Annotated in this window: 21 protein-coding genes; 11 read left to right on the forward strand and 10 right to left on the reverse strand. The window is 46.8% G+C overall.

Features of this window, described 5'->3' with window-relative positions:
- Positions 1-201: 201 nt before the first annotated feature.
- Entirely contained in the window at positions 202-2,094 is a 1,893-nt protein-coding gene (locus QUB24_RS16420) for a ribonuclease J (RefSeq protein ID WP_333154231.1), read from the forward strand.
- Positions 2,095-2,279: 185 nt separating this feature from the next.
- Here QUB24_RS16420 and QUB24_RS16425 read toward each other — a convergent pair whose 3' ends face one another.
- The 3 genes from QUB24_RS16425 to QUB24_RS16435 all read right to left on the reverse strand — a co-directional run bounded on the left by QUB24_RS16425 (position 2,280) and on the right by QUB24_RS16435 (position 4,821).
- The gene (locus QUB24_RS16425; RefSeq protein WP_006632924.1) at positions 2,280-2,555 is read right to left on the reverse strand and encodes a MoaD/ThiS family protein; all 276 of its coding nucleotides are present in this window, start codon (positions 2,553-2,555) and stop codon (positions 2,280-2,282) included.
- A 213-nt stretch (positions 2,556-2,768) separates the two neighbouring features.
- Positions 2,769-4,067 carry a threonine synthase gene (gene thrC / locus QUB24_RS16430; RefSeq protein WP_333154232.1) on the reverse strand — a complete coding sequence of 433 codons (1,299 nt, stop codon included), beginning with the start codon at positions 4,065-4,067 and terminating at the stop codon, positions 2,769-2,771.
- A gap of 493 nt (positions 4,068-4,560) precedes the next feature.
- Complete coding sequence (locus QUB24_RS16435; protein WP_015179186.1) at positions 4,561-4,821, reverse strand: MoaD/ThiS family protein; 261 nt, start codon at positions 4,819-4,821, stop codon at positions 4,561-4,563.
- A 494-nt stretch (positions 4,822-5,315) separates the two neighbouring features.
- On the opposite strand from QUB24_RS16435, the gene QUB24_RS16440 reads away from it, so the two are divergent.
- Positions 5,316-5,603: a hypothetical protein gene (locus tag QUB24_RS16440; protein ID WP_006632921.1), complete on the forward strand. Its 288-nt coding sequence runs from the start codon at positions 5,316-5,318 to the stop codon at positions 5,601-5,603.
- 539 nt (positions 5,604-6,142) lie between these two features.
- Here QUB24_RS16440 and QUB24_RS16445 read toward each other — a convergent pair.
- Both QUB24_RS16445 and QUB24_RS16450 read right to left on the reverse strand, forming a co-directional pair.
- Positions 6,143-7,519 carry a cytochrome P450 gene (locus QUB24_RS16445; protein ID WP_333154234.1) on the reverse strand — a complete coding sequence of 459 codons (1,377 nt, stop codon included), beginning with the start codon at positions 7,517-7,519 and terminating at the stop codon, positions 6,143-6,145.
- Positions 7,520-7,657: 138 nt separating this feature from the next.
- Positions 7,658-8,263, reverse strand: coding sequence for a hypothetical protein (locus QUB24_RS16450; protein ID WP_333154236.1), 606 nt, complete (start codon positions 8,261-8,263; stop codon positions 7,658-7,660).
- A gap of 682 nt (positions 8,264-8,945) precedes the next feature.
- Between QUB24_RS16450 and QUB24_RS16455 the strand changes: the two genes are divergently transcribed.
- The 5 genes from QUB24_RS16455 (at position 8,946) to QUB24_RS16475 (ending at position 13,971) form a co-directional block, all read left to right on the forward strand.
- Complete coding sequence (locus tag QUB24_RS16455) at positions 8,946-9,554, forward strand: COP23 domain-containing protein (RefSeq protein WP_333154237.1); 609 nt, start codon at positions 8,946-8,948, stop codon at positions 9,552-9,554.
- Positions 9,515-9,994 carry a hypothetical protein gene (locus tag QUB24_RS16460; protein ID WP_333154238.1) on the forward strand — a complete coding sequence of 160 codons (480 nt, stop codon included), beginning with the start codon at positions 9,515-9,517 and terminating at the stop codon, positions 9,992-9,994. The genes QUB24_RS16455 and QUB24_RS16460 overlap by 40 nt, the downstream gene beginning before the upstream one ends.
- 113 nt (positions 9,995-10,107) lie before the next feature.
- A complete protein-coding gene (locus tag QUB24_RS16465; RefSeq protein WP_333154239.1) occupies positions 10,108-10,320 on the forward strand; it encodes a hypothetical protein in 213 nt (70 codons plus the stop codon).
- Positions 10,317-11,540 (forward strand): COP23 domain-containing protein, encoded by a 1,224-nt coding sequence (locus QUB24_RS16470; RefSeq protein WP_333154240.1) that lies wholly within the window; start codon positions 10,317-10,319, stop codon positions 11,538-11,540. The genes QUB24_RS16465 and QUB24_RS16470 overlap by 4 nt, the downstream gene beginning before the upstream one ends.
- 217 nt (positions 11,541-11,757) lie before the next feature.
- Positions 11,758-13,971: a phosphoketolase gene (locus QUB24_RS16475; protein ID WP_333154241.1), complete on the forward strand. Its 2,214-nt coding sequence runs from the start codon at positions 11,758-11,760 to the stop codon at positions 13,969-13,971.
- Between the two features lie 514 nt (positions 13,972-14,485).
- On the opposite strand, the gene QUB24_RS16480 is transcribed toward QUB24_RS16475, so the two are convergent.
- A complete protein-coding gene (locus QUB24_RS16480; RefSeq protein WP_333154243.1) occupies positions 14,486-15,409 on the reverse strand; it encodes a methyltransferase domain-containing protein in 924 nt (307 codons plus the stop codon).
- The gene (locus QUB24_RS16485; RefSeq protein WP_333154244.1) at positions 15,372-17,330 is read right to left on the reverse strand and encodes a cation:proton antiporter domain-containing protein; all 1,959 of its coding nucleotides are present in this window, start codon (positions 17,328-17,330) and stop codon (positions 15,372-15,374) included. Before QUB24_RS16485 ends, QUB24_RS16480 begins: the two co-directional genes overlap by 38 nt.
- Here QUB24_RS16485 and QUB24_RS16490 point away from each other — a divergent pair.
- Complete coding sequence (locus tag QUB24_RS16490; protein ID WP_333154282.1) at positions 17,293-17,451, forward strand: hypothetical protein; 159 nt, start codon at positions 17,293-17,295, stop codon at positions 17,449-17,451. The two genes, QUB24_RS16485 and QUB24_RS16490, sit on opposite strands and share 38 nt — an antisense overlap.
- 809 nt (positions 17,452-18,260) lie before the next feature.
- Here the strand turns inward: QUB24_RS16490 and QUB24_RS16495 are convergent.
- Entirely contained in the window at positions 18,261-19,535 is a 1,275-nt protein-coding gene (locus tag QUB24_RS16495) for a GH25 family lysozyme (RefSeq protein WP_333154246.1), read from the reverse strand.
- A gap of 112 nt (positions 19,536-19,647) precedes the next feature.
- Between QUB24_RS16495 and QUB24_RS16500 the strand changes: the two genes are divergently transcribed.
- Together QUB24_RS16500 and QUB24_RS16505 are read left to right on the forward strand one after the other, a co-directional pair.
- A complete protein-coding gene (locus QUB24_RS16500; protein WP_333154248.1) occupies positions 19,648-20,142 on the forward strand; it encodes a DUF427 domain-containing protein in 495 nt (164 codons plus the stop codon).
- Between the two features lie 560 nt (positions 20,143-20,702).
- Positions 20,703-21,812 carry a diguanylate cyclase gene (locus QUB24_RS16505; protein ID WP_333154250.1) on the forward strand — a complete coding sequence of 370 codons (1,110 nt, stop codon included), beginning with the start codon at positions 20,703-20,705 and terminating at the stop codon, positions 21,810-21,812.
- Positions 21,813-21,871: 59 nt separating this feature from the next.
- On the opposite strand, the gene QUB24_RS16510 is transcribed toward QUB24_RS16505, so the two are convergent.
- Positions 21,872-22,111 carry a helix-turn-helix transcriptional regulator gene (locus QUB24_RS16510; RefSeq protein ID WP_333154252.1) on the reverse strand — a complete coding sequence of 80 codons (240 nt, stop codon included), beginning with the start codon at positions 22,109-22,111 and terminating at the stop codon, positions 21,872-21,874.
- Positions 22,112-22,387: 276 nt separating this feature from the next.
- Here QUB24_RS16510 and QUB24_RS16515 point away from each other — a divergent pair, with 276 nt between their 5' ends.
- Complete coding sequence (locus tag QUB24_RS16515; RefSeq protein ID WP_333104998.1) at positions 22,388-22,618, forward strand: addiction module protein; 231 nt, start codon at positions 22,388-22,390, stop codon at positions 22,616-22,618.
- Positions 22,619-22,664: 46 nt separating this feature from the next.
- Here QUB24_RS16515 and QUB24_RS16520 read toward each other — a convergent pair whose 3' ends face one another.
- Positions 22,665-23,681 (reverse strand): methyltransferase domain-containing protein, encoded by a 1,017-nt coding sequence (locus QUB24_RS16520; RefSeq protein WP_333154253.1) that lies wholly within the window; start codon positions 23,679-23,681, stop codon positions 22,665-22,667.
- Positions 23,682-24,175 lie beyond the last annotated feature (494 nt).

A 24,175-nucleotide genomic window follows, 5' to 3' on the forward strand; every position in this document is an offset into this window, starting at 1 on the left:
TGGAAAAAATCGCCCCCATCAACGAACAACAGATAAAAACCTCCCAAAAAGCTTGTCTTGAACAGGCAGGATGCCTGTTCCACAGGGATTATTGGAGAGGTATAGACAGTAGGCGACAGACGACAGACAACAGTCAACAGTCAACAGTCAACAGTCAACAGTTAACAGACCAATAACAAAAATAACTAACAAAGGATACGCATGATCAAAAATACAACTGCATCTGCTCTAAAAGTTATTCCCCTCGGCGGGCTGCACGAAATCGGTAAAAACACTTGTGTGTTCGAGTACGGCGACGAAATCATTCTTTTAGATGCCGGTTTAGCGTTCCCGACAGATGGAATGCACGGGGTAAATATTGTCCTTCCAGACATGACTTACCTGCGGGAAAACAGCCACAAAATTAAAGGTATGATCGTGACTCACGGTCACGAAGACCACATAGGCGGTATCCCTTATCACCTCAAACAATTTGAAATTCCGGTCATTTACGGCCCCCGTTTGGCGATGGCTTTGCTAGCAGGAAAACTCGAAGAAGCCGGAGTGTCTCACCGTACTGAATTGAGAACGGTTCGACCCAGGGATACTGTCAGAATTGGCAAGAATTTCTTAGTCGAATACATCCGCAACACTCACTCGATGGCCGACAGTTTTACTGTGGCAATTCACACTCCCGTGGGAATTGTGATCCACACCGGAGACTTTAAAATTGACCACACTCCTGTAGACGGCGAGCATTTTGATTTGCAAAAGCTGGCGGAGTACGGCGAAAGAGGCGTGTTGTGCTTGATTAGCGATTCTACTAACTCGGAAGTTCCCGGTTTTACGGCTTCGGAAAGTTCTGTGGCGCCGAATTTAGACAGAATTATCGCTCAAGCACCGGGAAGAGTGCTGCTGACGACTTTTGCTTCGTCGGTACACCGATTGCAAATTGTTTTGGACTTGGCTAAGAAAAACAATCGGTATGTCGGAGTGGTTGGCCGGTCGATGCTTAACGTCATCGCCCACTGCCGCAATCTCGGCTACATCAAATGCGAAGATAGTATTTTCAAACCGCTGAAAGAAATCCGCAATTTGGCTGAAGACAAGGTACTGATTTTAACTACAGGTTCCCAAGGCGAACCGATGGCGGCGATGACTCGCATTGCTAACGGCGAACATCACGAACTGAAAATCAGAAAGGGCGATACAGTCATTTTCTCGGCTAATCCGATTCCCGGAAATACGATCGCAGTGGTAAACACGATCGATAAACTGATGATGCTGGGAGCACACGTGGTTTACGGCCGCGACAAAGGCATTCACGTTTCGGGTCACGGTTGTCAAGAAGACCAAAAGTTAATGATTAACATGACTCGTCCCAAGTTCTTCTTACCAGTGCACGGGGAACATCGGATGCTGATCCAGCACTCCAAGACGGCTCAAAGCATGGGCATTCCCGCTAGCAATATGGTGGTTATTGATAACGGCGATGTCGTAGAATTAACTGAAAATTCGATGCGAGTTGCTGGCCAAGTGCCTTCAGGAATTGAATTGGTAGATGCTTCTCGATCGGGCGTGGTCAAAGCTAGCGTCCTCAAGGAACGTCAGCAGTTAGCCGGAGATGGCGTTGTAACGGTAGCGGCGGCTTTGAATTGGGAAGGCAAATTAGTTGCCAAACCAGAAGTACACTTGAAAGGTGTAGTGACATCAGCCGATCGCGCAGAGGTGATCGGATTAATCACTCAAACCATTGAAACAGTTTTGAGCGATCGCTGGTCAGAATTTGTCAAACCCGCCACTGCTGACTCACAAGTTGATGTTGACTGGGTAGGAGTTCAAACGCAAATAGAAAAAGCTATTCAGCGAGTGATGCGCCGGGAACTGCAAAGCAATCCGCTGCTGGTATTCCTGATGCAGATTCCTGAAGAAGCAGTGCGATCGGAAAAAGCAGCAGTATCTCCAGGTTCCCTGGAAGCACCTAAGCTATTATCATCGCCATCATCGCCCTCTCCATCATCGCCATCATCGCCATCATCCCCATCCTTGCCATCTCCTGCCAATCAGGTGACTGGCCGGCGCCGTCCCCGGACTGCCGCAAGGGCAGCTTCCTAGTGCGATAATTCTCTGACGCACTGCGAACAAAGAAATAAGTTTTAGGTTTGTAGTAGCGCTTGAGTACCCAAGCGCTACTACAAACATACATTTGATTTCATAAAACGCAAATGAACGCAGATAGATTTAAATAACTATCTGCGTTCATTTGCGTTCGTCTGCCTCAATCTGCGGTTAAAAATTAATCAGCCACCAGCAACAGCAGGAACAATGCTGACTTCATCGCCATCTTGGAGGGCTGTTTTTGAACCATCCAAAAAGCGGATGTCTTCGCTGTTGACGTAGAAGTTGAGAAATCTGCGGGGTTCTCCCTTTTCGTCGCACAGGCTTTTTTTGATGCCGGGACAATTGGTTTCCAGCGATTCAATTAGTTCGGAAATGTTATCGCCGGCGCATTCGATGGTGGCTTGATTGTTGGTAAATTTTTGCAGGGGAGTGGGAATTAAAACTTTGACGGTCATTTTTTTAGTCCTTAGTCCTTAGTCAGTAGTCAGTAGTCAGTAGTCCTTAGTCAGTAGTCAGTAGTCCTTAGTCAGTAGTCAGTAGTCAGTAGCTTAATAACTAATAACTAATGACTAATGACTGATGACTATTAATCAGTAGTCCTCAGTCAGTAGTCAACAGCTTAATAACTAATAACTAATGACTAATGACTGATGACTAATGACTATTTATTAAACCGAAACTTGTTGCCATTCTAAGCGTTCGAGGGTGCGGGCGCGTTCTAGGGCGCGCTCGAACGCTTCTAGTTTCGGTTCGAGGGTGATGGGTTCGCCGATGTAGCCTTGAACAGCTTCTTGCGTTTTCAAACCGTTGCCGGTGATGTAAACGACGGTGGTTTCATCGGGATTGATTTTACCTGCTTCTACGAGCTTCTTCAAGACTGCGATGGTCGTGCCACCTGCTGTTTCTGTGAATATGCCTTCAGTTTCTGCTAGCAGTTTCATGCCTTCGATGATTTCGGTGTCGCTGACGGATTCAATGTTGCCGCCTGTTTTGCGGGCGATTTCCAAGGCGTACATACCGTCGGCTGGATTGCCGATCGCGATCGACTTAGCAATTGTATTCGGTTTCACCGGTTTGACGAAATCACGGCCTTCGCGGAAGGCTTGGGCGATGGGGGAACAGCCGTCAGCTTGGGCGCCGCTGAACCGGACTTTCTTTTCATCAACTAAACCGACTTCGGTGAATTCTTGAAAACCTTTGTAAATTTTTGTGAACAAAGAGCCGGAGGCGAGGGGAGCGACGATGTGATCGGGCAATTGCCAGCCTAGCTGTTCGGCAACTTCGTAACCGAGGGTTTTTGAGCCTTCGGAATAGTAGGGACGCAAGTTGATATTGACAAATCCCCAGCCATGTGTATTGGCGACTTCGCAACAGAGGCGGTTAACTTGGTCGTAGTTGCCGTGAACTGCCATGACAGTTGGATTGTAAATCAGAGTGCCGAGGACTTTGCCTGCTTCTAAGTCGGAGGGGATGAAGACTACGCAGTCGAGTCCGGCGTGGGCGGCGATCGCAGCGGTGGAGTTAGCTAAATTGCCGGTGCTGGCACAGGATACCGTTGTGAAACCCAATTCTCTGGCTCTGCTGAGGGCGACTGACACCACTCTGTCTTTAAAGCTGAGAGTGGGCATATTGACGGCATCGTTTTTAATATAAAGATTTTTTAGACCGAGGCGGCGCGCCAAGCGGTGGGATTTTAATAGAGGAGTCATCCCCGTGCCGACATCGATGACGTTATCTGTAGCGACTGGTAAAAATGCGCGGTAGCGCCAGATCGAGTTGGGGCCGGCTTCGATGGTTTGGCGAGTGACGGTGCGGCGGATGGCGTCGTAGTCGTACTTGACTTCAAGCGGGCCAAAACAGCAATCGCAGACGTGCTTGGCTTGGAGTTCGTACTCTTCACCGCATTCTTTACATTTAAGGGCTGTGAAGGTTGCTGCTGTGGATTGTGTTCTGGTGGCCTGGGTCATAGCTCAACTCTCTAGTTTTGCGATGTTTGTTAATTCTTTTCGCAGAATACCACGCTCAAATTAGTGCGTCAACCATACCCGATTTTTTTAGTCGGGATTGATTTTTCAATTAAATTCAATTAAAGAGTGGTGTATTTAACTTTGATATTTGGGCGGGCGGGACGCCCACACCACAAGGATTTGAGTTGTTTTCACGATCTGGCTCTTAATCCAGATTGTCAGGCCCGCACGCAAGCCCGATCGAGATCCAGGATGATTTACCGACGGAATTGTTACAAAACTTAATAAATCTTTTTTGGGCTAAGAATTGGGCAGTGGTGCGATCGAACACAACTACAAAACCTCGAAATTTTGATTAACTGAGATGTTGCACCATTCTCGCTTAACAGGCATCTTGCCTGTTAAGCGAGAAATTCTTTGTGGAACAGGCATCTTGCCTGTTCCTAAAAAGCTTATTGAGAATGGTGCAACATTTCAGATTAACCAACTTAGCCTACCCGCCGCTGACGGGAGGGATGAGGACAACTTCGTCGCCGTCTTGGAGGATGGTGTCGGGGGAGACGAATTCCAGGTTGAGGCCGAAGCGGGTGCGATCGCGCCATTGTTCTAATTGAGGATATTGGGCGATCGAGCTTTCGAGCACTTGAGACACTGGGGTTTCGGGAGGAAGTTCTAATGTAAGTTCCGAAACGCCGTAGGCTTCACCGAAGGCGGCGAACAGTTTAACGGTGATGGTAATCGAAGAGTTAGACACGGCTGTTGAGTGCGATCGACGGTTTGGCAATTATCAACTACACCATACAATTAATTAGGAATTAGGCGCGCCGAGGCTTAGAATTGAAAGCGGCAACCTCTAGTTAAGTTTTACCCCATCGGGTAAAGATGATAGTTGATTGCCGCAAAAAGTCTTAACAGGATTGTATGCCGATCGCTCTCACCAACCAGGCGTTAGAAGCAGTTAGCATCCACTTAGATGCAGCTAGCTAAGGTCTAGTTGGCTGCGGTTGAGGCTAATGCGAGAATAATTTTTGATGATGCGGTATAGATACTTTACGGTAATTGTGGGAGAGTACAAAAAGCTCGCACTACATTTAGCAGGCAACAACGCAGACAAGGCCTTGTCAACCCGCTTCCCCTGACAAAAAATCAGGTTATCAAGTGAGGCTTGGGATGGTCAAACCTTTGCCATGCTTAGCAAGCTAGCCGTTCTATCTAAGAAGAATACTGAAGTTAACGCGATAGAGATATATGGCAAATAACGATTTTAAAGTGCTTCAAATTATTGAAGCTAAAGGCTGGTATGCCTTTGGGAGTACCAAGCAAAGCCAGCACGTTGAGAGATGGGTAAGACCTGTCGTGTGTTGGGTTTTAATAGAAGATAAAAAAAAGCGACGGGTTGTGACAGCTACCGCTAGCTATCAAATCCAGATTGACGACAAAGAAGTCGAGTTTTTTGCCCACGAAAGCGAAATTCAAGATCTGGAGAGTCTCCCGAAGTCTGTCTCGGTATCGGAATTTCTGAAAACTGAAGATTGAGAGAAGGGCAAAAGGAGCTGATTTAACAAGTTATTAATTATTCCTTAGTGATTCCTTAAACTTGCTGTCGGATTCTATTGGAATTAGAGGCAGAAGCTCTAGATTGGGGAGAGGGGCAGATGGGGACAGGGGGAGAATTTATACTTTTGCTTGGCCTTCTGCATCTTGTCTCCAATGCCTCAAGTACCGCAAAAAATAAAGAGGCCGGAAGATTGCTGGCAATGCCAACACGCTTCCGACCTTGCTGAATAACAGGGTATGCATATGTTTTTAAAGTATGGCAGGGAGGCTTTTGAGATATCAAGAGGACTATTGCAATCACCCACTTTTGCTTTCAGGCTGTGTTTGCAAGGCTCCTATTATTTTAGACTGAGAATTTGAAAATTGAGAGGGGGGAGGCTTACAGGTTAAGGATTCTAGCTGTTTATCTGTAGCAGGTGCTACAAAAAATGGTGGCATTTGCGGACGATCGCACATTCTCGCTAAATTGTTTGCACTCAAAGCCCAAAGTTCGATCGCCCGCTGCAACTGCTGCGACTTTAAACCCCACTAACAACAGGTTCAGGCTTCTGCTGCGGCATCCGCCGCCCCAGCAGGGCCATCCGCACGCCGCCGGCAGGCCCTAAAGTCACCCCTCGGCGTTTGGCCTGTACGGGCTTTTTCTCGGCCAATACTAGGTCGAAATCCCGCAAAATGGTTGCCAGCACGAGTTTCATCTCCAACTGCGCCAGCGCCAAGCCGATACAGCGGCGGCTGCCGCCTCCAAAGGGCAAATACTCATAAGGCGAGAATTGCCTCTCCAAAAACCGTTCCGGTTTAAATTGCAGCGGTTCTGGATACAAATCCTCCCGTCTGTGGGTCAAATAAATCGAGCCGATGACAACCGTGCCCGGTTCGAGTTGATGTCCCATCAGTTCCACGGGCGTGAGCACTTCTCGCGCAAATGTCAGCATTCCCACCGGGTAAATTCGCAGCGTCTCCTGACAAACTGCACTCAGGTAAGGTAAGCGGAAAATCTCCATCGGGTCGGGATTTTCCCCCAAACTGTCCAATTCTTGCAGCAACTTCTGGCGCACCGAGGGCAAACTGTGAATCCAGTAAAACGCCCAAGCTAGGGCCGTTGCTGTGGTTTCGTGGCCTGCAAACAGCAGCGTCATCAACTCGTCGCGCAATTCTTCATTGGTCATTGGTTGCCCGTTTTCGTCGCGGGCGGCCATCATTAAGCTGAGAATGTCGGTGCGGCTGGCGTCTGGTTGTAGTCTGCGTTCTTCAATTTCCCCGTCGATCAGAGCGTTAACTTTCCGCTGCCGCTGTTTCATGCGTCCCCAAGGACTCCAAGAACCCCAATCTTGCTGCATCCAGCCGAAAAACAGTATGCTCGATCGCAACGGAGAACCAGTCATATCCACGAATGAGGCAAGTAGTGGCCTGAGTTTTTGTAACCGCGGCCCGTCATCGAGGCCGAAGACAGCTTGCAAGATTACCCGCATGGTGACTTCCTGCATAGCGCTGCGGGCTACAAAAGGTCGATCGACCGACCATTTGCTGGCAACATCTTGAGCGATATCGCAAATTAGTTGGCCGTAGTTCCGCATCCGTTCCCCGTGAAAGGGCGGCATCAATAATTGGCGCTCGCGTTTGTGCCTTTCTCCTGAGAGCATAATCATGGATTGTTCTCCCAGCATGGGTTTGAGAATATTATTCAGGCAGCCTGGAGCGTGAAACGCGTTGCTGTTGAGCATCTCCTGGACAGCTTGCGGGTGGTGGATCATCACCAATGGTTTCCCGTTGTTCACTTGAGCTGTGAAAATGTCGCCGTATTGTTTGGCACATTTATCCATGTATGTCAGCGGATCGCCGATCCATTGAATTAGCTGCACAAAGGGTGGATCTGTGGGGCCGTTAGGTAGTGTCATAGGAATTACCGGGGTTTTGGTCACAGGACTTAGCAGCATCAAAAAACCTCAAAGGGTTTGAAGGTTTATTCAATCCCTCCCAACCCTTGTTTTTAAGGGGAAAATTGCGTAAGTCCCATCTCCAATAATTTTAATAGCTTATTCTTTAACCGTGTTCAAAATGTCCTCTCCAAGCTCTGTAAAACGCACAGTTTTGATTTGCCAAGGAGCATAACTGGTTAAAGTTTGGCGCACGCCGCCGAACAAACCTAACATCTGACAACTCGACAGATTTTGCAATTTCTGCCGCGAATTTCCGGAGGCTCGCAGATCCACGGTAGCTATTCCCCGGCTGCGATCCATACTGAGCCGATAACCAACCAAACCAAGACTATCAAAAATCTGCTGCTTTAACACTTCATTAACAGCCAATGACATTAACTGGTTGTCTGGGCCTGTCACTGTTTCCGGCTTCAGAGTTTGACACAGATTGTCTACCTTATACACGGTAACGGTGACAGTATTCTCTGAGACGGCCGCACTGCCTAAAACTAAGGCAACAGAGTTAGAAGGCTGCGTTAATTGACTCGATCGAGCCTCAATTTGATTTCCCGTTAGCTGTAGGTGTTGGAACGGAGGGGCGCTTCGGGAGAGTTGGCTCTGGTTTTCGGTTGAGGTAGCTGCATCTGAGCTAGAACAACCGCTACCGCCTATCAAAATTAACCAAACGCCTAAATATCCTAACTGTTTGCAGATACGGTTCATAGTTTTTAATACTCCACTAAACGTCAGTGTATGGAGGGTGAATTTTGGTGGTAGAAAGCACTTAGACCCTGATTACACTCACTTAGAAGTATTTCCCGCAGTACGGAGATGAAAACAAGTTAAGAGTTCTTTTTAATACCTGGATTTTAGTGTTAGCTCCAGCAAGATGGGTTTTACCCCTCAGTGCAGTAACCCAGGATTCTACCTGTCTCAGCAGATCAAGCTCGCGACCGAGCACGTAAGTGATATCAAATATCGTGTCACTAGGTGTGATGTACCCTTGCAATTCGAGCCATTCCAATATCTGAGGTAAAGAGCCTCTTTCCGGTTTGCGACAGCCCGAGCTGGATTAGTAGTAATGAGGACAGAATTCCGACTGGCGCGCGCATTTTAATGTCGGCTTCGGAGCGCTTTTTTTAACAGCGCCGAAATCGCCGTTAGAGGAAACGTGCAAGTCGCGAACAATATCAAAACTTACGCATCAAGAGCAAAAAAACCGGGTTTTTTAACCAGGCATAAGGGCTGCAACGAAGTGTTTTCGTAAAAAAAACTGGTTTCTGGTCAAGTCGCGAAGAACATAATTTCCAAGTCAGCGGAGTTGTAACGAACAAGCGTGTCAAGGGTGTTATCGCAGCATTCGGTGATTTTTGTGCCGAATCTCATAAAACACAGGGAAAAAATCATGAAACAGCAATTATTGACAAAAGTTTTGGTGGCAACAGCGATCGCCCTCAGTGGCATGACGGTTGCTTCTGGACCGAGTTACGGTCGGGGAGCACCGGGGGAAAGTGGATTTTGGTGCAACACCTCGACCGGTGCGCCGGTGACGGTGTACAAAAACCCTCAAGGTGCTGTAGAGCCTTGGATTGAGTGGACTTCCGATTATTTCTCCGGTTCTGGCTACGATCCGGCAACTCGGTGTCAATTAGTGAGTCAACGCCTCGAAACCTATCGCCGCCAACGAATGCTTAAGTACATTACTGCGGGCCAAATGAACGGCCAGAACGTCATCTGCACGGCGAATCAAGTCAATGGGCGGTGTCAAAATTTGATTTATACCCTCAGACCCGGCCAAGACCCGATCGGCTCTTTGTATAATTTGTTGGCTTGGCGCCAAGGATATGTCGGGATGCCCTCTTTTGATGAAACCAGTAAAATTCCTTACATTGATGTCAGCGAAAAGCTAGGGGAAAACACTGTTGATGGCGTGCAACTGCCCCCTTTTCCCCACCGTTCCGACAGGCTGAAAGATTGGCAAATTTTCCATCCGATCGCCAATTCCAAGGATTGAGGTGGAAAATTTGGCGCATCAAACAGCGGTACGCAGCCCGACGGGAATGTCTCCTGGTTCTGGGACGATCGTCCCAGAACCAGGGTCAAACCTGTAGAGTGCTTACTAACTGGCAGGTTGTGGCGATCGGACTTGTCACCGATGACGGCCTCCTCCACCCACTGCTAGGAGTTCTGAGGCGGCTGGGCAATACCGATCTGGCGATCGTTCTGTTTCGTGGCGCTATCGAGTATAAACTAGCACTATTTATCCTTGAACCCGGATCGGTGTCTGAGGCAATGCTGGCAGTGGGCTTTCCTGCAGGTGCTGAGGTTGGGAGTTTCGCTGACCACGAATTTCAAAGGTGGTACCCGCCACGTGATTTATCTCGCGCAAGTCAATCCAAAATCGAAAATCGAAAATCCTCAAGAAAGAGCATTTATCCGTGGGGTCGCCTCTAAAATCTAAAATCTAAAATCTAAAATCGATTGACGCGGGCTTCGTTTCGGTGCTGCTACTCAAATCTTTGCCTCAAGGTTATAGGTTGGGCTATACAAATGAGGTTAAAATCGGTATGAGTCGCGACCCGATTTTTAATGCCAAAGGTTTCTTGATTGGGATTAACGGTAGGGGCAAGTATCGAGAGCCAAATTTTGGCGTCTATGCTTTTGAAGATGGAAGTGAATCAACAGCGGAATTATTGGAGAAAATGGTTAAATCCAGTTGGGGAATTCCGATTAGTATATATTGGCAGTTCGCCTCGTTTCATCTAGGGAGTTATCGATGAATGTGTGGAGTTTGCGGTTTGACGCGCTGACAATCATCTTGACAGGTGCATTAACAGTGACGGCGGTTGTTAGCCAACAATATGCTGCCTGTGCCAAAACAGCAGAAGAAATTGCCCAGCTAGCGACGTTGACAACCGTGGAAGTCAACAACACGCTGGGTTTTTTTGCTAGTGGATCGGGAGTAATTATTGCAAAACAGGGTAATATTTACACTGTTCTGACAGCTAATCATGTGGTGGCAAGCCTCGCTCAAAAATACAGTATTCGCACTCATTTGGAAAAGGATTATGCTGCGATTAGAATACAGCGCCTACCGAAAAATGACAGGGATATAGACTTGGCTTTGATACAGTTTCAGAGCCGAGAACAGTATCCAGTAGCACCAATGGGCGAGTCAGAACGTGCTGTTGTGGGTTCTGCTATTTACGTTTCTGGCTATCCGCTGCCAATTTCGGGATTTGAACGAAAACTTGAGTTTACTACTGGTATCATCTCTTCTCGCTTGGGCAGCGCCTCATCAGGGTATCGTCTGCGCTACCAAGCTGTAACCAGGCGCGGGATGAGCGGCGGGCCTGTATTTGATGCTGATGGCAGGGTGGTAGGAATTCACGGCCAGGGGGATACTGTTGGCACAATTAGGAGTCAGTGGAATGGTCAGATTGAAGAGATAAAAACGGGGTTGAACGCGGCAATCCCGATCGATGCTTTTAGGGAGTTGCTTTCACAAAACAAGCGTAACGGCTTGGATATTCTCAGCAATCTTTCTATCAGTAGCGCCTCTGGTCAAAACCAACCGAATCTGGGTTATGGAGGATTTGTGTGCGATACCTCCACGGGCGAGCCGGTGACTGTGTATCAAAATCCGCAAGGGTTCAGGGAGCCTTGGATTCGCTGGAATTCTAATTTCTTTTCTAGTTCGGGTTACGATCCTCTAACTCGCTGCCAACAAGTGACTCAGCGCCTTGAGAATTATAACCGAAATAAACAGCTAAATTATGTGACTGTGGGTATGGTAAATAACCAGCAAGCGATTTGCACGACTAGCCGCGTTAATGGGCCTTGCGAAGGTTTGATCTACACGCTGCGCCGCGATCAAGATCCGACTCCTGCACTAAGCAGTTTTTTTGTTTGGCTGCGGAATCAAAAGGCTGTGCCTTCTCTTTCTGAAAGCGGTACTGTGCTGTATATCGATGTCCGGGAACGGCTGGAACAATTTTAGATTGGCGATTGGAGATTTTAGAGGGATTAGTAATGGGTAAACACAGACCCCCGACTTATTAAAAAAGTCGGGGGTCTCAAACAACTACTTATTAGCTGAAAATTTGAGAGATTTTACTTATTTATCATTAACATAATAGAACTCATGATTTTTTGGAACACGGAAGCTATAAAATTACTCTTACATTAATCTAACTCAAATTTTTCAGGTATCAAGCATGACAGCAACGACCCCGCAGGCAAAGTCAACAACGCCCGCTTTTTGCGAAGGCATTCAATATTTTTCTGAAACAGTCCCTGGTTTTGATACTTATGGGAAAACACCTGCGATCGCCCAGGGGAGCAAGTCGATCGCCGATCCTGCCGATCCCGTCGCCGTCTTTCAAACGATGCTGGGAGCAGACGCCCTGCGGTACCTGACGCTGCAAGTCACCGCCAGTAAGGCATCGGGACATCCAGGGGGGTTCGCTAGCCAAGCTGAGGCCTATGCAGCTTTGGTGATGCTCGGACACAAGAACATTGTCACCGAAGTCGGCCATCACGCGCCCGGCTTTTACAGCGCCATGTTTCTCGATCGATCTTTGGAGGATATGGGAATTTTCAACGTGCAGCAAGTACGCGATAAATTCCGAGAAAAAGACGGTTTATTAGGACATCTTTCCGGTTTCATTCCCGGCCTTTTAGCACCGGCAGGCCCCCTCGGACAAGGGCAGCATTTCGCAATGGCTGGAGCACTTTTGCACCCCGACAAACTGTTTGCTTTCACAATGGGCGACGGCGGCATGGGCGAACCTTATCCGATGAGCAGCATGGCGCATTTCCACACTGCTTATCCCAAAGCTACTAACTTTTTGCCAGTGTTAGTTTGGAACGGATATTCTCAGGAACATCACAGCATGGTTTCGACTAAAACTAATGCTGAAATGATTGCTTATTGGCAAGGTAACGGTTTTGAAGAAGTTATCTTAGTTGATGCTAAGGAATTTGACGATAAAAATCAACCGGAAGATTATGTGGACAGCACTGCTTTTTCGATCGAACAGCGGATGGCATTTACCAAAGCTGTTTTACAAGGAGTTGACAAAGCGGCAAAATCTGCTCTCGGCGGCAAATTAACTGCGTTTATTATCAAACAGTTGAAAGGTGCCGGCGTCCACGCGCGCGGAGCAAAATCTCACAACCTTTATCCGAAAGATACGCTGGATGCACCGCACATTGTCAGTGCTTTAAAAGAGCGCGCTTTAACTGCTGCTGCTTGGCAATTGGTGCGGACAAATTGCGAGCGTGCGGGCGGCGGGCCGGCGGCGAAAACAGTTGTTACTGAGTTTACCTTGCCGCTGGCAGATTTAGGCGAATTGCCTTTGGAAGAATTTGCAGTTGGGGGAGAACCGAAGATTTCGACAACAGCAATGGGACGTTTGGTAGGGAAAGTCGGCGAGCGCGATCGTACTTTTCTTGTCACTAATGCTGACGGCAATGAAGCATCGGCAATTGCCAACATCAACCAAGCTCTCAAAATTATTCACCCTACGACAGATGACCTGTACAATCAATCGCCCAACGGTCAAGTTTACGAACCTTTGAGCGAAGATGCTTGCGCCGGTTTAGCCGTAGGTTTATCGCTATTCGGAGCGCGGAGTTTGTGGTGTTCCTACGAATCTTTTGCCATCAACGGTTTACCAATTTGGCAAACTGTAACCCAAGCAATGGCAGAATTGCGCCGTCCAACTCCCGCAACTGTCACCTTATTTACAGCGGGTGCATTGGAACAAGGCCGCAACGGTTGGACGCACCAGAGACCGGAAATTGAGGCTTATTTTGCGGCGATGATGCGGAACGGAAATGTGTTTCCTTTGTTTCCACCGGATGCTAACAGCATTCAAGCTTGTTACGAGTGGGCTTTGACTGCTAAAAATAAGGGAGTTGTGATTACTGCAAGCAAGTCGCCACTGCCAATTCGCACTACTTTTGAACAGACTCGCCAAGGTTTGCAAGACGGTGGAATAGTGCTGCACGAAATAGCAGGAGATAAGACAGTTGTGTTTGCAGTTGTCGGCGACATGACGTTAATGCCAGTGTTTGAAGCGGCGGCATTTTTGGAAACAGAAGGGATTGGAGTGCGGATTGTTTCTGTTGTGAATCCCCGGCGTTTGTACCGTGCTAGCGATGTTGCTTGGGATACTTGTTCGGAAGCTGACGGCGGCTTTTTGAGCGATGAGAAATTTGCCGAATTGTTTGGCGGAGATGCCTTAATTGGCGTGACAGGCGGTGCTTCTGGGATGTTGGAACCTGTGATGCTCCGCAGCAATTGCAAGCGGGATACTTTCGCTTGGAAGCGGGGGGAAACTACTGCTAGTGCTGGTCAGTTGATGGCGTTTAATGGGTTGACTGCTGAGGCGTTGACTAAAAGGGCGATCGAGCTAGTTCATTAAGTTAGAATGTGAGTGAATGCCCCTGCCTGGTTTGTGCTGGGTAGGGGCTAGTAATATTCAAGTAGGATGGTGATACCTATGACAGCAAAAATTTTAGAAGAAAGGCGAAGAACATGAAAGCTTTAAAAAAGCGATCGCTAATATGAAAATTTATAACTTTGATATTAAATCTATTAGGAGCGGAATTATTCCTATTTCTCTTCTCGACCTCTGCGTGAATCAGCGTCAATCCCTTGTCCGGGGCGGTTAATACATTCTCTTTTTTTAACCGCAGATACAGGCAGATAAACACAGATTAACGCAGATGAATTATATCAAATCCGGTTGCACCGTCCGTGCTTTTTTACTGTTGACTAGATTGGCCGCCAGACGATGCTACCGGATTTGATATGATACGGTTCTAGAGCTATACGTGCAGCTTTAACCTAATGCTGAGGGGATAATTTATTCTGAATTTTTCCCTGTTTTACTGTTAGATAAGCTTGCTTTGTTGGCTGGGAATGTAGCGAGAGTGCTAGAGGCTGTGCTGCGACGGGACATCAATATTGTGTGAAATATGTGTCTTAATTTTATTGCTTTTTTCCCCGCACGCCATCAACCAAAAACTTATCATCGATCGATCGCCCGCAGCGACAAACTCATCCTGCGAAACCAGATAGCTGGCTATTTCCGACTCTGAAATCAACCCCTGTTTGACCATTTGCAAAATGGGCCCGGAGTCAAGTAAAGGTTGGAACGCTTCAATTCCGATGATATCGCTGTGGCTGACAACGGCTTCTAAATCAACGCTAACAAACCCAGCTTCTTTGAGAATGCGGCACAGATTTCGCCCGACGCATAAATTGCCGCCCCGCGATGCCATCACCTGCTTGAATTTCTCCCTGACAATCTGGACTGACAGGGGGGGATTTGTCAGCCAAAACAGATCCGCATCGCTATCAATAATCACCAGTTTTCCCCCAGGCTTCAAGATGCGGAATATTTCTCTAGCTGCTGCGACGGGCTCTGGGAGGTGAACGAACAGCAAACGGGCGATCGCAAAATCAAAAGTGTTAGCCGCCAAACCAGTATCCGCAACCGACGCTTGGACGTGATTTACTCGATCGCCCCCTTTGTCCTGTAAATATCCTACTGCTTTTTCCTGCAGTGCGGGGTCAATTTCTACCGCTGTTACCGCACTGTTTTGCAGCAATTCTAACAGTTTTTCTGTGAAAAATCCCGGCCCGCTACCCGCTTCCAAAACATTCATCCCGTCGGCTAAACCGAACCACTTTAAAGTGCGCGCTTCCTTTTCCCAACTGAGGAGAACTTGAGCTTTTAACCGCTGAATTTCTCCCTCAAACTCCAGATTGTACGTGTTTGCTTGATACGAACCTTCTGCCGTCATAAAATCATTGTTTTTAGCGCGAAATAGGTGGCTGTAAAACTTTAGCATCATTTGCTATTTCCGCTGATTCCAAAACCTGCTCTAAAACCGGAGGAGGAATCGGCACTTCTTCAACTACCTGATGCTTTTCCAAAGTCAAACGAGACTGCGACGAACCAGACAATCTTTTCAACAATTTTGGTGTCGGATCGTACAGCAAATAAATAATTCGATCGCCTGCTTGCCAAATCTGAGTCGCCGACACTACTTGCAAGTATCCTTGCCTTTCCAGCAGCAGCGGCGCTAACTCCCCGGCTTGAACCAAAGCTTGCAAGTGAGCAATCTGAAACTGCAAGCCCTCTGTTTTTAACTCAGTTTCCCCCAATTTTACTTCGCCGTCGCTCAAATATTCGTTCCAATCCTTCAGCGACAAATCGGAGACAAAAGCTTGATTGATTTTAGCCTGATTTGCAGGCGTATTTGTTTGCGGATCTTTGGGGAATATTGCCAAAACTCTCGGCGGTGCAAACTCTTCGGCTGCTCGCTGAGCTAACACTAAGTTTACCTCGCCATTGTTAGTCATTGCCAAAAAAGTTCCCATCGATTCCAGTCCGGCTTCTTCTAACACGCTGTGGTCGAGAGCACTGCTCAAAAACACCCGCAAACCCTCTCGTTCTGCTTGTTCGCAAGCTTCCGGATTTGTGTCGATAATTGCCACTGATTCTCCGCGTTCTTGAAACAAGCGAGCAATTAATCTGCTCAAAGGATTTGACCCGACAATTGCAGCACCGGTTGCCGATTTTGAGGTGATGCCCAACAGTTGAGCGATCCGGCCGGCGGTTAGTCCCTGGACGAAAACTGTCATAATAATTGTTAGGAAAACTAAGGCTTTAATCGAGTCGCCACCGTTGATTCCCCGCTGGGTGAGCAAAATTGCAAATAAAGATGCGATCGACGCTGAGACAATTCCCCTCGGCGCTACCCAACAAACAAATAATTTCTGTCGCCAATTCAGTCCGCTGTTCCAAGTACACAGCCAAACGTTGATCGGCCGCACTACCCACATTAAAGCTAAAACTGTAAACAAACTTCCCCAACCGAGCGCGACCACACTAGCGAGGGATAAATCGGCCGCCAGCAGCACGAACAGCATGGAAATAGCCAGGACTGTGAGTTGACCTTTAAACCTCCTCAACAGCCTTTCTTCCGGCACAGCAGCGGCTCTGAGAACGATGCCGGATAGGACTGTTGCCATCAGTCCCGATTCGCTGCGGATTTCTTCTGCTAAGCCGAAAAATCCCCACAAACCGGCTAAAACTACTAAGTTTTTGAGGTCTTCTGAGAGAAATTGCGATCGCTTGAGAATGAATCCCAGCAGCCAACCTCCCGCAACTCCGATGACTGCGCCAACTAATAGTCGCACGATTAAATCTCGGAACAAAACCAGCAAATCAGCATTGCCGTTCAAAATAATATTCAGCACCAATACTGCCAGAATTGCCCCGACAGGATCGATTAAAACGCCTTCAGCTTCTAGCAAGGCGGCGACTTGTTTGTCAACGGATACTTGTTTGAGCAAAGGGCCGATTACTGTCGGGCCGGTGACGACTACTAGAGAAGCATACAAAAATGCGATCGGCCAGGGAAATTCCCCCAACCAGTGTGCGGCCATTCCGCCGCCAATTAGCGTAATTAAAGTGCCTACCGTAACTAAATTGCGGATGCTGCCGGAAACTTTGCCCAAATCTCGCAATTCCAAATTCAAGCCGCCTTCAAACAGAATTAACGCTACGCAAAGGGATACCATAACTTCCAAACCGCTGCCCAGCAGATTGGGGTGCAGCACTCCCAAGCAGTCTGGGCCGGCTAAAATGCCAAACAACAGCAAAAAGACGATCGCCGGAACTTTCAGATAGGCGGCCAGAACTTGAGCACTGATGCCACAGATGACGGTCATGACCATCAACTGGGTGATGTTAAAGGGGATTTCCATAGATATAATTGTTACAGGCAGCCCGCTTAGTTTTAAATGTTCGATCGCGGGTAATTGGAGTGCAGGCGCTATTTTCGGCGCAGCTTACAAACTCGGCACGGCCCTGGATTTTTCCCAATAAGATTAAAAAACCTTGATAGTCGCTATAACTTTATCAGATAATTCTCTTGGCGTCAAAGATGGGACTAAGCTGTAGCTAAGCGAGAGATTGTCTGTTATGTTTGAGATTTCGATGGGATACGGGCACAGAGGGAGAGGGTTTGACGAATTTTGATGGGGAGTCAATCGATTTGAGATTTGAGATTTGAGATTTGAGATTAAAGAATTGAAGCATTGACTTGCGCGAGATAAATTCCGGGGGCAAGTTTCATCGGATACAGGTTTTTTATTTCACCGGTCCTGAGTCTGCTTTCGGAATGAATCACGTGGCGGGTATCCTGGATGCTTGATTGTCAATCTCACCTCTCAAATAGCAAGATTTGCCAGCTTTCCCATTATAGAGCCTTTCAACTTCCCGATTCATCTGTGGAGTCAATCGATTTGAGATTTGAGATTTGAGATTTGAGATTTGAGATTTGAAGCATTGACCCCACGGATAAATTCGGGGGATCCTTTATCGGATACAGGTTTTTTATTTCTGGACGGCTCAATCTGGGGGCTTGTATCCTGGATACTTTCGGTCAATTTCCAATTAAAAAGCTCACATCTCAAATCGATCGCCCGCAGACTCATCTTTAGAGTAGAGTTTCCATCTAAAAAACTCTAAAATCCCAAGATTCATCTGTAGAGTCAATCTCAAATCTCAAATCTCAAATCTCAAATCTCAAATCTCAAATCTAATCGATCGCCCCAGACTCATCTTTAGAGTAGAGTTTCCATCTCAAATCAATCTCAAATCGCAAGATTCATCTGTAGAGTCAATCTCAAATCTCAAATCTCAAATCGACTGGCATTCTGCCACCTGCGAAAAAACTCCGAGAGAATGGCCGGGGAAATTCGCCCTTCCAGCCAATCTAAAGCCTGGTTTTGCTGGGGTGCTGCCCGATAAAATTTGCACGCATCTATTAGCCGAATCGGAGAATTAGTGACAATAGATTGAGAGCGCCATTTTTGTGCAAACTCGGTAATAATAGCCGGAGAAATTTGTTTTTGCAGCCAATCTAAAGCTTGGTCTTGTTGTGCTAAACCGCGATAAAATTTGCCCACATCTATCAATCGCAAATTACTGTCTTGAGGTAAGGTAGTTGCCCGCCATTTTTGAGCAAATGCCCCTAAAACAGAGGGAGGAACCTGACTTTGCAGCCAAATTAAGGCAGTATCTTGGCTAGCCTTAGCTTGATAAGACGAAAATATCTGAGTCAGCCGCACGTCTGATATGGGAGTGGGAGTCGGCTGCGGGACTGGTGTCGGGGCTGGAGGGGGGACAACTACTTTGGGAGATTTTCGCATCAAAGCGGCCCAGATTTTGAGGCCTGCAATGCCGTCTGGATTGAGACCTTGAGATTTCTGAAACGAGATGAGGGCCGCTGTGGTGGTAGCTCCAAATTTACCGTCCATCGCGCCTTGATAAAAACCTTTAATTCTTAATTCCCTCTGGATGTCTGCAACTTTATAACTTATGGCGCCTTCTCGGACGCTTTCAAAAATATTGGTGTCTACATTGCTCGATACGCCGGAGACGCTGCCGCTGTCGCTGTATTGCCAAAAAGTCCAAGTTTTCCAGCCGCCGGGAACCCAAGGTTCCTCAGCATTGGTATAGTGAGCAATCCACAGTGGGTAATCGGCAAACCGTTTTGTCCCCAGATTATCCCAGAAAGCGGGGTAAGTGTAGATAATCGGCCGCATCAAGGTGGCTTTTTCAACTGCTTCTAACCAAATTGCGGCTCGATCGCACAATTGATCCACACTCAAATCGCCTGTAGTTTCGACATCCAAGACTGGCGGCAAATCCCCCGGTTCTAGTTTTACAGTTTTCAAGAACAAATCTATTTGTCCTTGAATGCTGCTTGCAGGTTGAAAAAAGTGGTAAGCACCGCGTTGAATCCCCGCCGCTTTCATCGCCGCCCAATTGCGAGCGAAAGTTTGGGCAACGAAGGTTGCACCTTCGGTCGATTTGACAAAACTGAAGGTAATACCATCCCTGGCAACTGCTTGCCAATTGACATTGGGCTGGTAGTCGGAAACATCTATACCGCGAATACTCATATTACAAAGAGTTGAGAAAAGCTGGTTTGCTCTGAAGCAGCGACTCGATTAAGGGTACATTAATTTGTAATGCTAAGTCGCTAATTGTTTTTTTGGAGGGGAGATGGTGCACATGAACTTCGATCGAATAGAGCCCGGCCCTGGTCAAGAGTCTGTTTGGGATTACCCGCGTCCCCCTCGGCTTGAGGAATCGACCAAACACGTACAGATAATTTTTAATGCAGTGACGATCGCCGACACGCGCCGTCCTCAGCGGGTATTGGAGACCAGTCACCCTCCTGCCTACTATATCTGCCCCGATGACATCAAAATGGAATATTTGCACAAAACTTTACGGGGTTCTTGGTGCGAGTGGAAGGGACAAGCCGGTTATTACACTGTGACCGTAGAGTCGAAAGAAGTAGTAAATGCTGCTTGGTTTTATCCCAATCCTAATCAGGTTTTTGCAGCTATTAAAGATTATGTGGCTTTTTATCCAAGCAAAATGGATGCCTGTTATGTAGACGGGGAATTAGTGCAATCTCAACCAGGGGATTTTTACGGCGGCTGGATTACCAAAGATATTGTCGGCCCGTTTAAGGGAGGGCCAGGAACTTGGGGGTGGTGAGGGAGTTTTGAGTTTTGAGTTTTGAGTTGAGGACAGGGGCCGACACCGAGTTTTTTTACCCAAAACCTCGTTACAGCCTCGACCCCGGTTTAAAAACCTGGTTTTTTGAGTTTTTGTGCACCGTCAATCGATTTTAGATTTTAGATTTTAGATTTTAGATTGAAGAATTGACCCCAGGGATAAATTCGGGGGACTTGTTTATCGGATACAGGTTTTTTATTTCTGGGTCCTGAGTCTGCGAAGGAATGAGTACGGGGGCTTGTATCCTGGATGCTTTCGGTCAATGAGTTGAGGAATGGCGCCGAAATCGTTTTTTTTACGCTGTAACAAGTCCCTAGTCAAAAATCGAGGAAAAGATCTAGAATAATTCAATAAATCTGTAATTTACGGAGCATGAATCACTGCAATGCAGCTACGGCAAAAACTCACGCTACCGCTTCTTCCATTCTGAAAAAATAGTGTAGTAAATAATACAACCAATGGTAACAAATAAATAATTATATAATTTAATAGCTGATAGTAGCTTGGTTGCTGGTTTATTGTTTATTCGGATCTGCGCTGTGTCTGTTGAATTTATTGAGCCGTCTAACTCGGCAGAAAACTCACCCCAAAATTTATCTTTAGAGTCTACCCTTAAGGATCTGGCTCTATTCAATTTTCAGGTTGACTCCTCATATCTCGCCAAAGAAGTAGCTCGGTTGTTTCAATCTCACCCGCTGCTTCCGGGAGTTATCTTGACCGTAAATGGGGAATTTTTAGGGATGATATCGCGTCGGCGATTTATGGAACGCATGAGCCGCCCTTACGGAGTAGATATATTTGCTTGCAGACCGATTATAGCCTTGTATCAAATAGCTCAAACCGATATTTTGATTTTACCTGGAGTAGCCTTAATTGTCATGGCAGCTCAGCGCTCCGTGCAGCGACCGCCGGAACTGCTTTACGAGCCGATTGTTGTGCAGTTAGAACCTCAAGTTTACCGACTTTTAGACGTGCATCAACTGTGGGTAGCTTTATCCCAAATTCACCAACAAGCTACTTGGTCTATGAGCGAACTTTATTACAATTTATCGCTCACGCAATCCGAGTTAGAAGCAGCTAATTCTCAATTAAAAGCAGCTAATTCCAAATTGTATCGCCTTGCCAACTTAGATGGCTTAACTCAGATTGCCAATCGCCACTGTTTTAACGAATACTTAGAGAAAAAATGGCAAGAATTGGGAGAAGCAGCAGCAGAACTATCTTTGATTTTATGCGATGTTGACTTTTTTAAGACATACAACGATACTTATGGACATCAGGCGGGAGATGCTTGCTTGCAGCAGGTAGCCAAAACTATTGTTGAGGCTGTACATTACTCAGCAGGCGCAGTTTCGGGGGAGACTCTGGTAGCTCGTTACGGAGGTGAAGAATTTGCGGTAATTTTACCCCGCACTTCGTCTGAAATAGCTGTTTGGATTGCAGAGCAAATTCGAGTTTGGGTAAAAGAACTAGAAATCGAACACATTAATTCAGCGGTGTGTTCTTTCGTGACGCTGAGTTTGGGGGTAGCGAGTACGTTGCCTCGGCCCGAAACTTCCCACGAAAACCTGATTGCAGCGGCAGACCGTTCGCTTTATCAAGCTAAAGACCGAGGGCGCGATCGAGTAATTTTAGATTTTAGATTTTAGATTTTAGATGGGAAAAAGTGATCCACGGGTTTATCCGTGGGCTGGTTTAATGGTCTCCATTACAGATTATCTGGCAAATCGCCGATCAACCTGCCGATGCTAGCCAGCAATTTCTCCAAAGCTTTCATCTGCTTGACGGTGAACGTCGGCACGTTCTTCCCCAACTCCCAACGACTGATGGTTTGCGACGAAACGCCAAGCTCTCGCGCCAAATCTTCCTGACTCATCTCCAGTTCTTCCCTGAGCTTCTTCAAATGCGACTCTTCATTTTCTGGTCGCGGAACGGGCTTTTTCGGCATAACCTCGATCGCACATTTTTTATATAAGATGCTTAAGCATATTACTTCCTTCCTCGGAGAAGATTATCTACTTCTGATTCTTCCTGACTCTTCCTTCGCGTTTTTCGCGTCTTCGCGGTTCAATCATACTAATTTTTCCGACCCGAAAACAGTAATTAAACAACAAACAGATCGCGCAACGGTACGGCGGATAGCTGGGGAGGCGCGATCGCTCCTTTCCAGCAATCTTTGTGATAAAATTTGGACAAGTATTTAGCTGTGACGCATTTTTAAGCTATGGATCTCGCTGGTACTCTTGCAGAAATTATTAGTTTGAGCGTTAATGACAGAATTCGCTTAGTACAAGCGATATGGGACAGCATAAGCGCCGATCCCGAACATCTTGAATTAACTGAATCTCAAAGGATAGAGCTATCTCGCCGCTTGCTAGACCACGAAACAAACCCCAATGCGGTTATTTCTTGGCAAGAAGTAAAAGCTAGAACAATGGCGAGGTTGCAACAGTGAGCTTTTCACTTGTCCTTTGAAATTTTCTCCGGCGATCGTCCCGTGCCTACAAAGACTCGCACCAAGCACGTTCTGCCGTCCAGTGTCTGTCCGAAGATTCATAAATCCTCAACCCATCCAACCCGGCATTTTGGATCATCTCCTCAACTTCATCCAGCGTAAATGCTGCTTGCAACGAATCGCTGAATAACTGTTTCTGATGCGCGTTGCAATCTCCCGCATACAGATTGACTAAATTATCCCTGATTTCCGCTTTTTCCGGCCGCAGCAAATCCCGCAAAAAAATTGCTCCCTGCGGCTTCAACACCCGCTTGACTTCCTGCAAAAACGGCAGCGGATCGGGCAAATGGTGGATAATGCTGTTGGAAATCACCATGTCAAAATAACTGTCGGGATACGGCATGGCTTTAGCATCGATTAATTCGAGACTAATTTGCGATCGCACGCCCGCCTTTTCCACATTTTGGGCCCCGACTTTCAGCATATTTGCAGACAAATCAATGCCAGTCAATTTCCATGCTGGCCGAATTTGACAAAGGGCGATCGGAATTCTCGCCGTACCCGTCCCCGCATCCAAAACGTTTCCAAAAACCGGCCCCAACGCCGCAGCACTCTGAGCAAAAGCAGCATTAACCTCAGTAAAGTCCATCGAATCGTATTCGATCGCCTCTTCCAAGGAATCCATCACTTCCGGTTCCAAAACTCGCTGCATAAAATTTATCTCGTTCTCTGGTATTTCCATATAGGGGTTCAGTTTCGCCTGCAAAAGCTCGACTAACTCCGGTTCCATATATTCGTAATTGTCCGGGATTTGCAGGCAAATAACTTTCTTGCCTTCGAGACTTTCGGGAAATTTGCTGCGAAGTCGATCGCCATGCTTCTTCTCCATCACAAATATCCAATCTGCCCACCCCAGCAAACCCTCAGTTACTCTAATTCTTGCACCTTTTTCCGTTCCCGCCGATCGTACACTGTAGCCACTAACCTTCTGGCATATCTTCTCGGCAGTCAAACTTCTCCACTTATTCTGACTGCACACAAACAATATCTTGGTTTTATCCATCTAGACACAATTACAAAATTCTATGTTAATCGTGGCACGGGCGTCCCGCCTGTGCTTCCGAAGCGGTTAAAAATTTCCTTCTAATTTCCCCCGATCGCACCTTGAATACCACAAATACTGTATTTTGTCAAAACTGGCAAAATCTCCGTTACAATTCTTAAACCATCAAATGCGGATTTTGCATAAAAAATTGTACTTATTACATTTGCGAGTTCGTTAATTTTACGATTTTAAAAGCTTTCAGCGTCAAAAACGTAAATTAGTCATAATGCCCCTGGATTGTGAAAATCGTACCACAAGCCTCAAAGCAAGTAAATAGGTAAAATAATTGAGAATGAAGTCAATAATTTTGGTCGTCTTTAGATTTTATTAAGAATTGAGGGGTCAAAATAGATCGAACATTTAAAACTAAATCGACTTTTAGATTGTTTTTGCTTATAAAACAAGCTGGAATTGCCCCGAAGACCGATCGACCCTCAAGATATAGATACAGG

The sequence above is a fragment of the Microcoleus sp. B9-D4 genome (genome assembly GCF_036705105.1).
In the GTDB taxonomy this organism is placed as follows: Bacteria; Cyanobacteriota; Cyanobacteriia; order Cyanobacteriales; family Microcoleaceae; genus Microcoleus.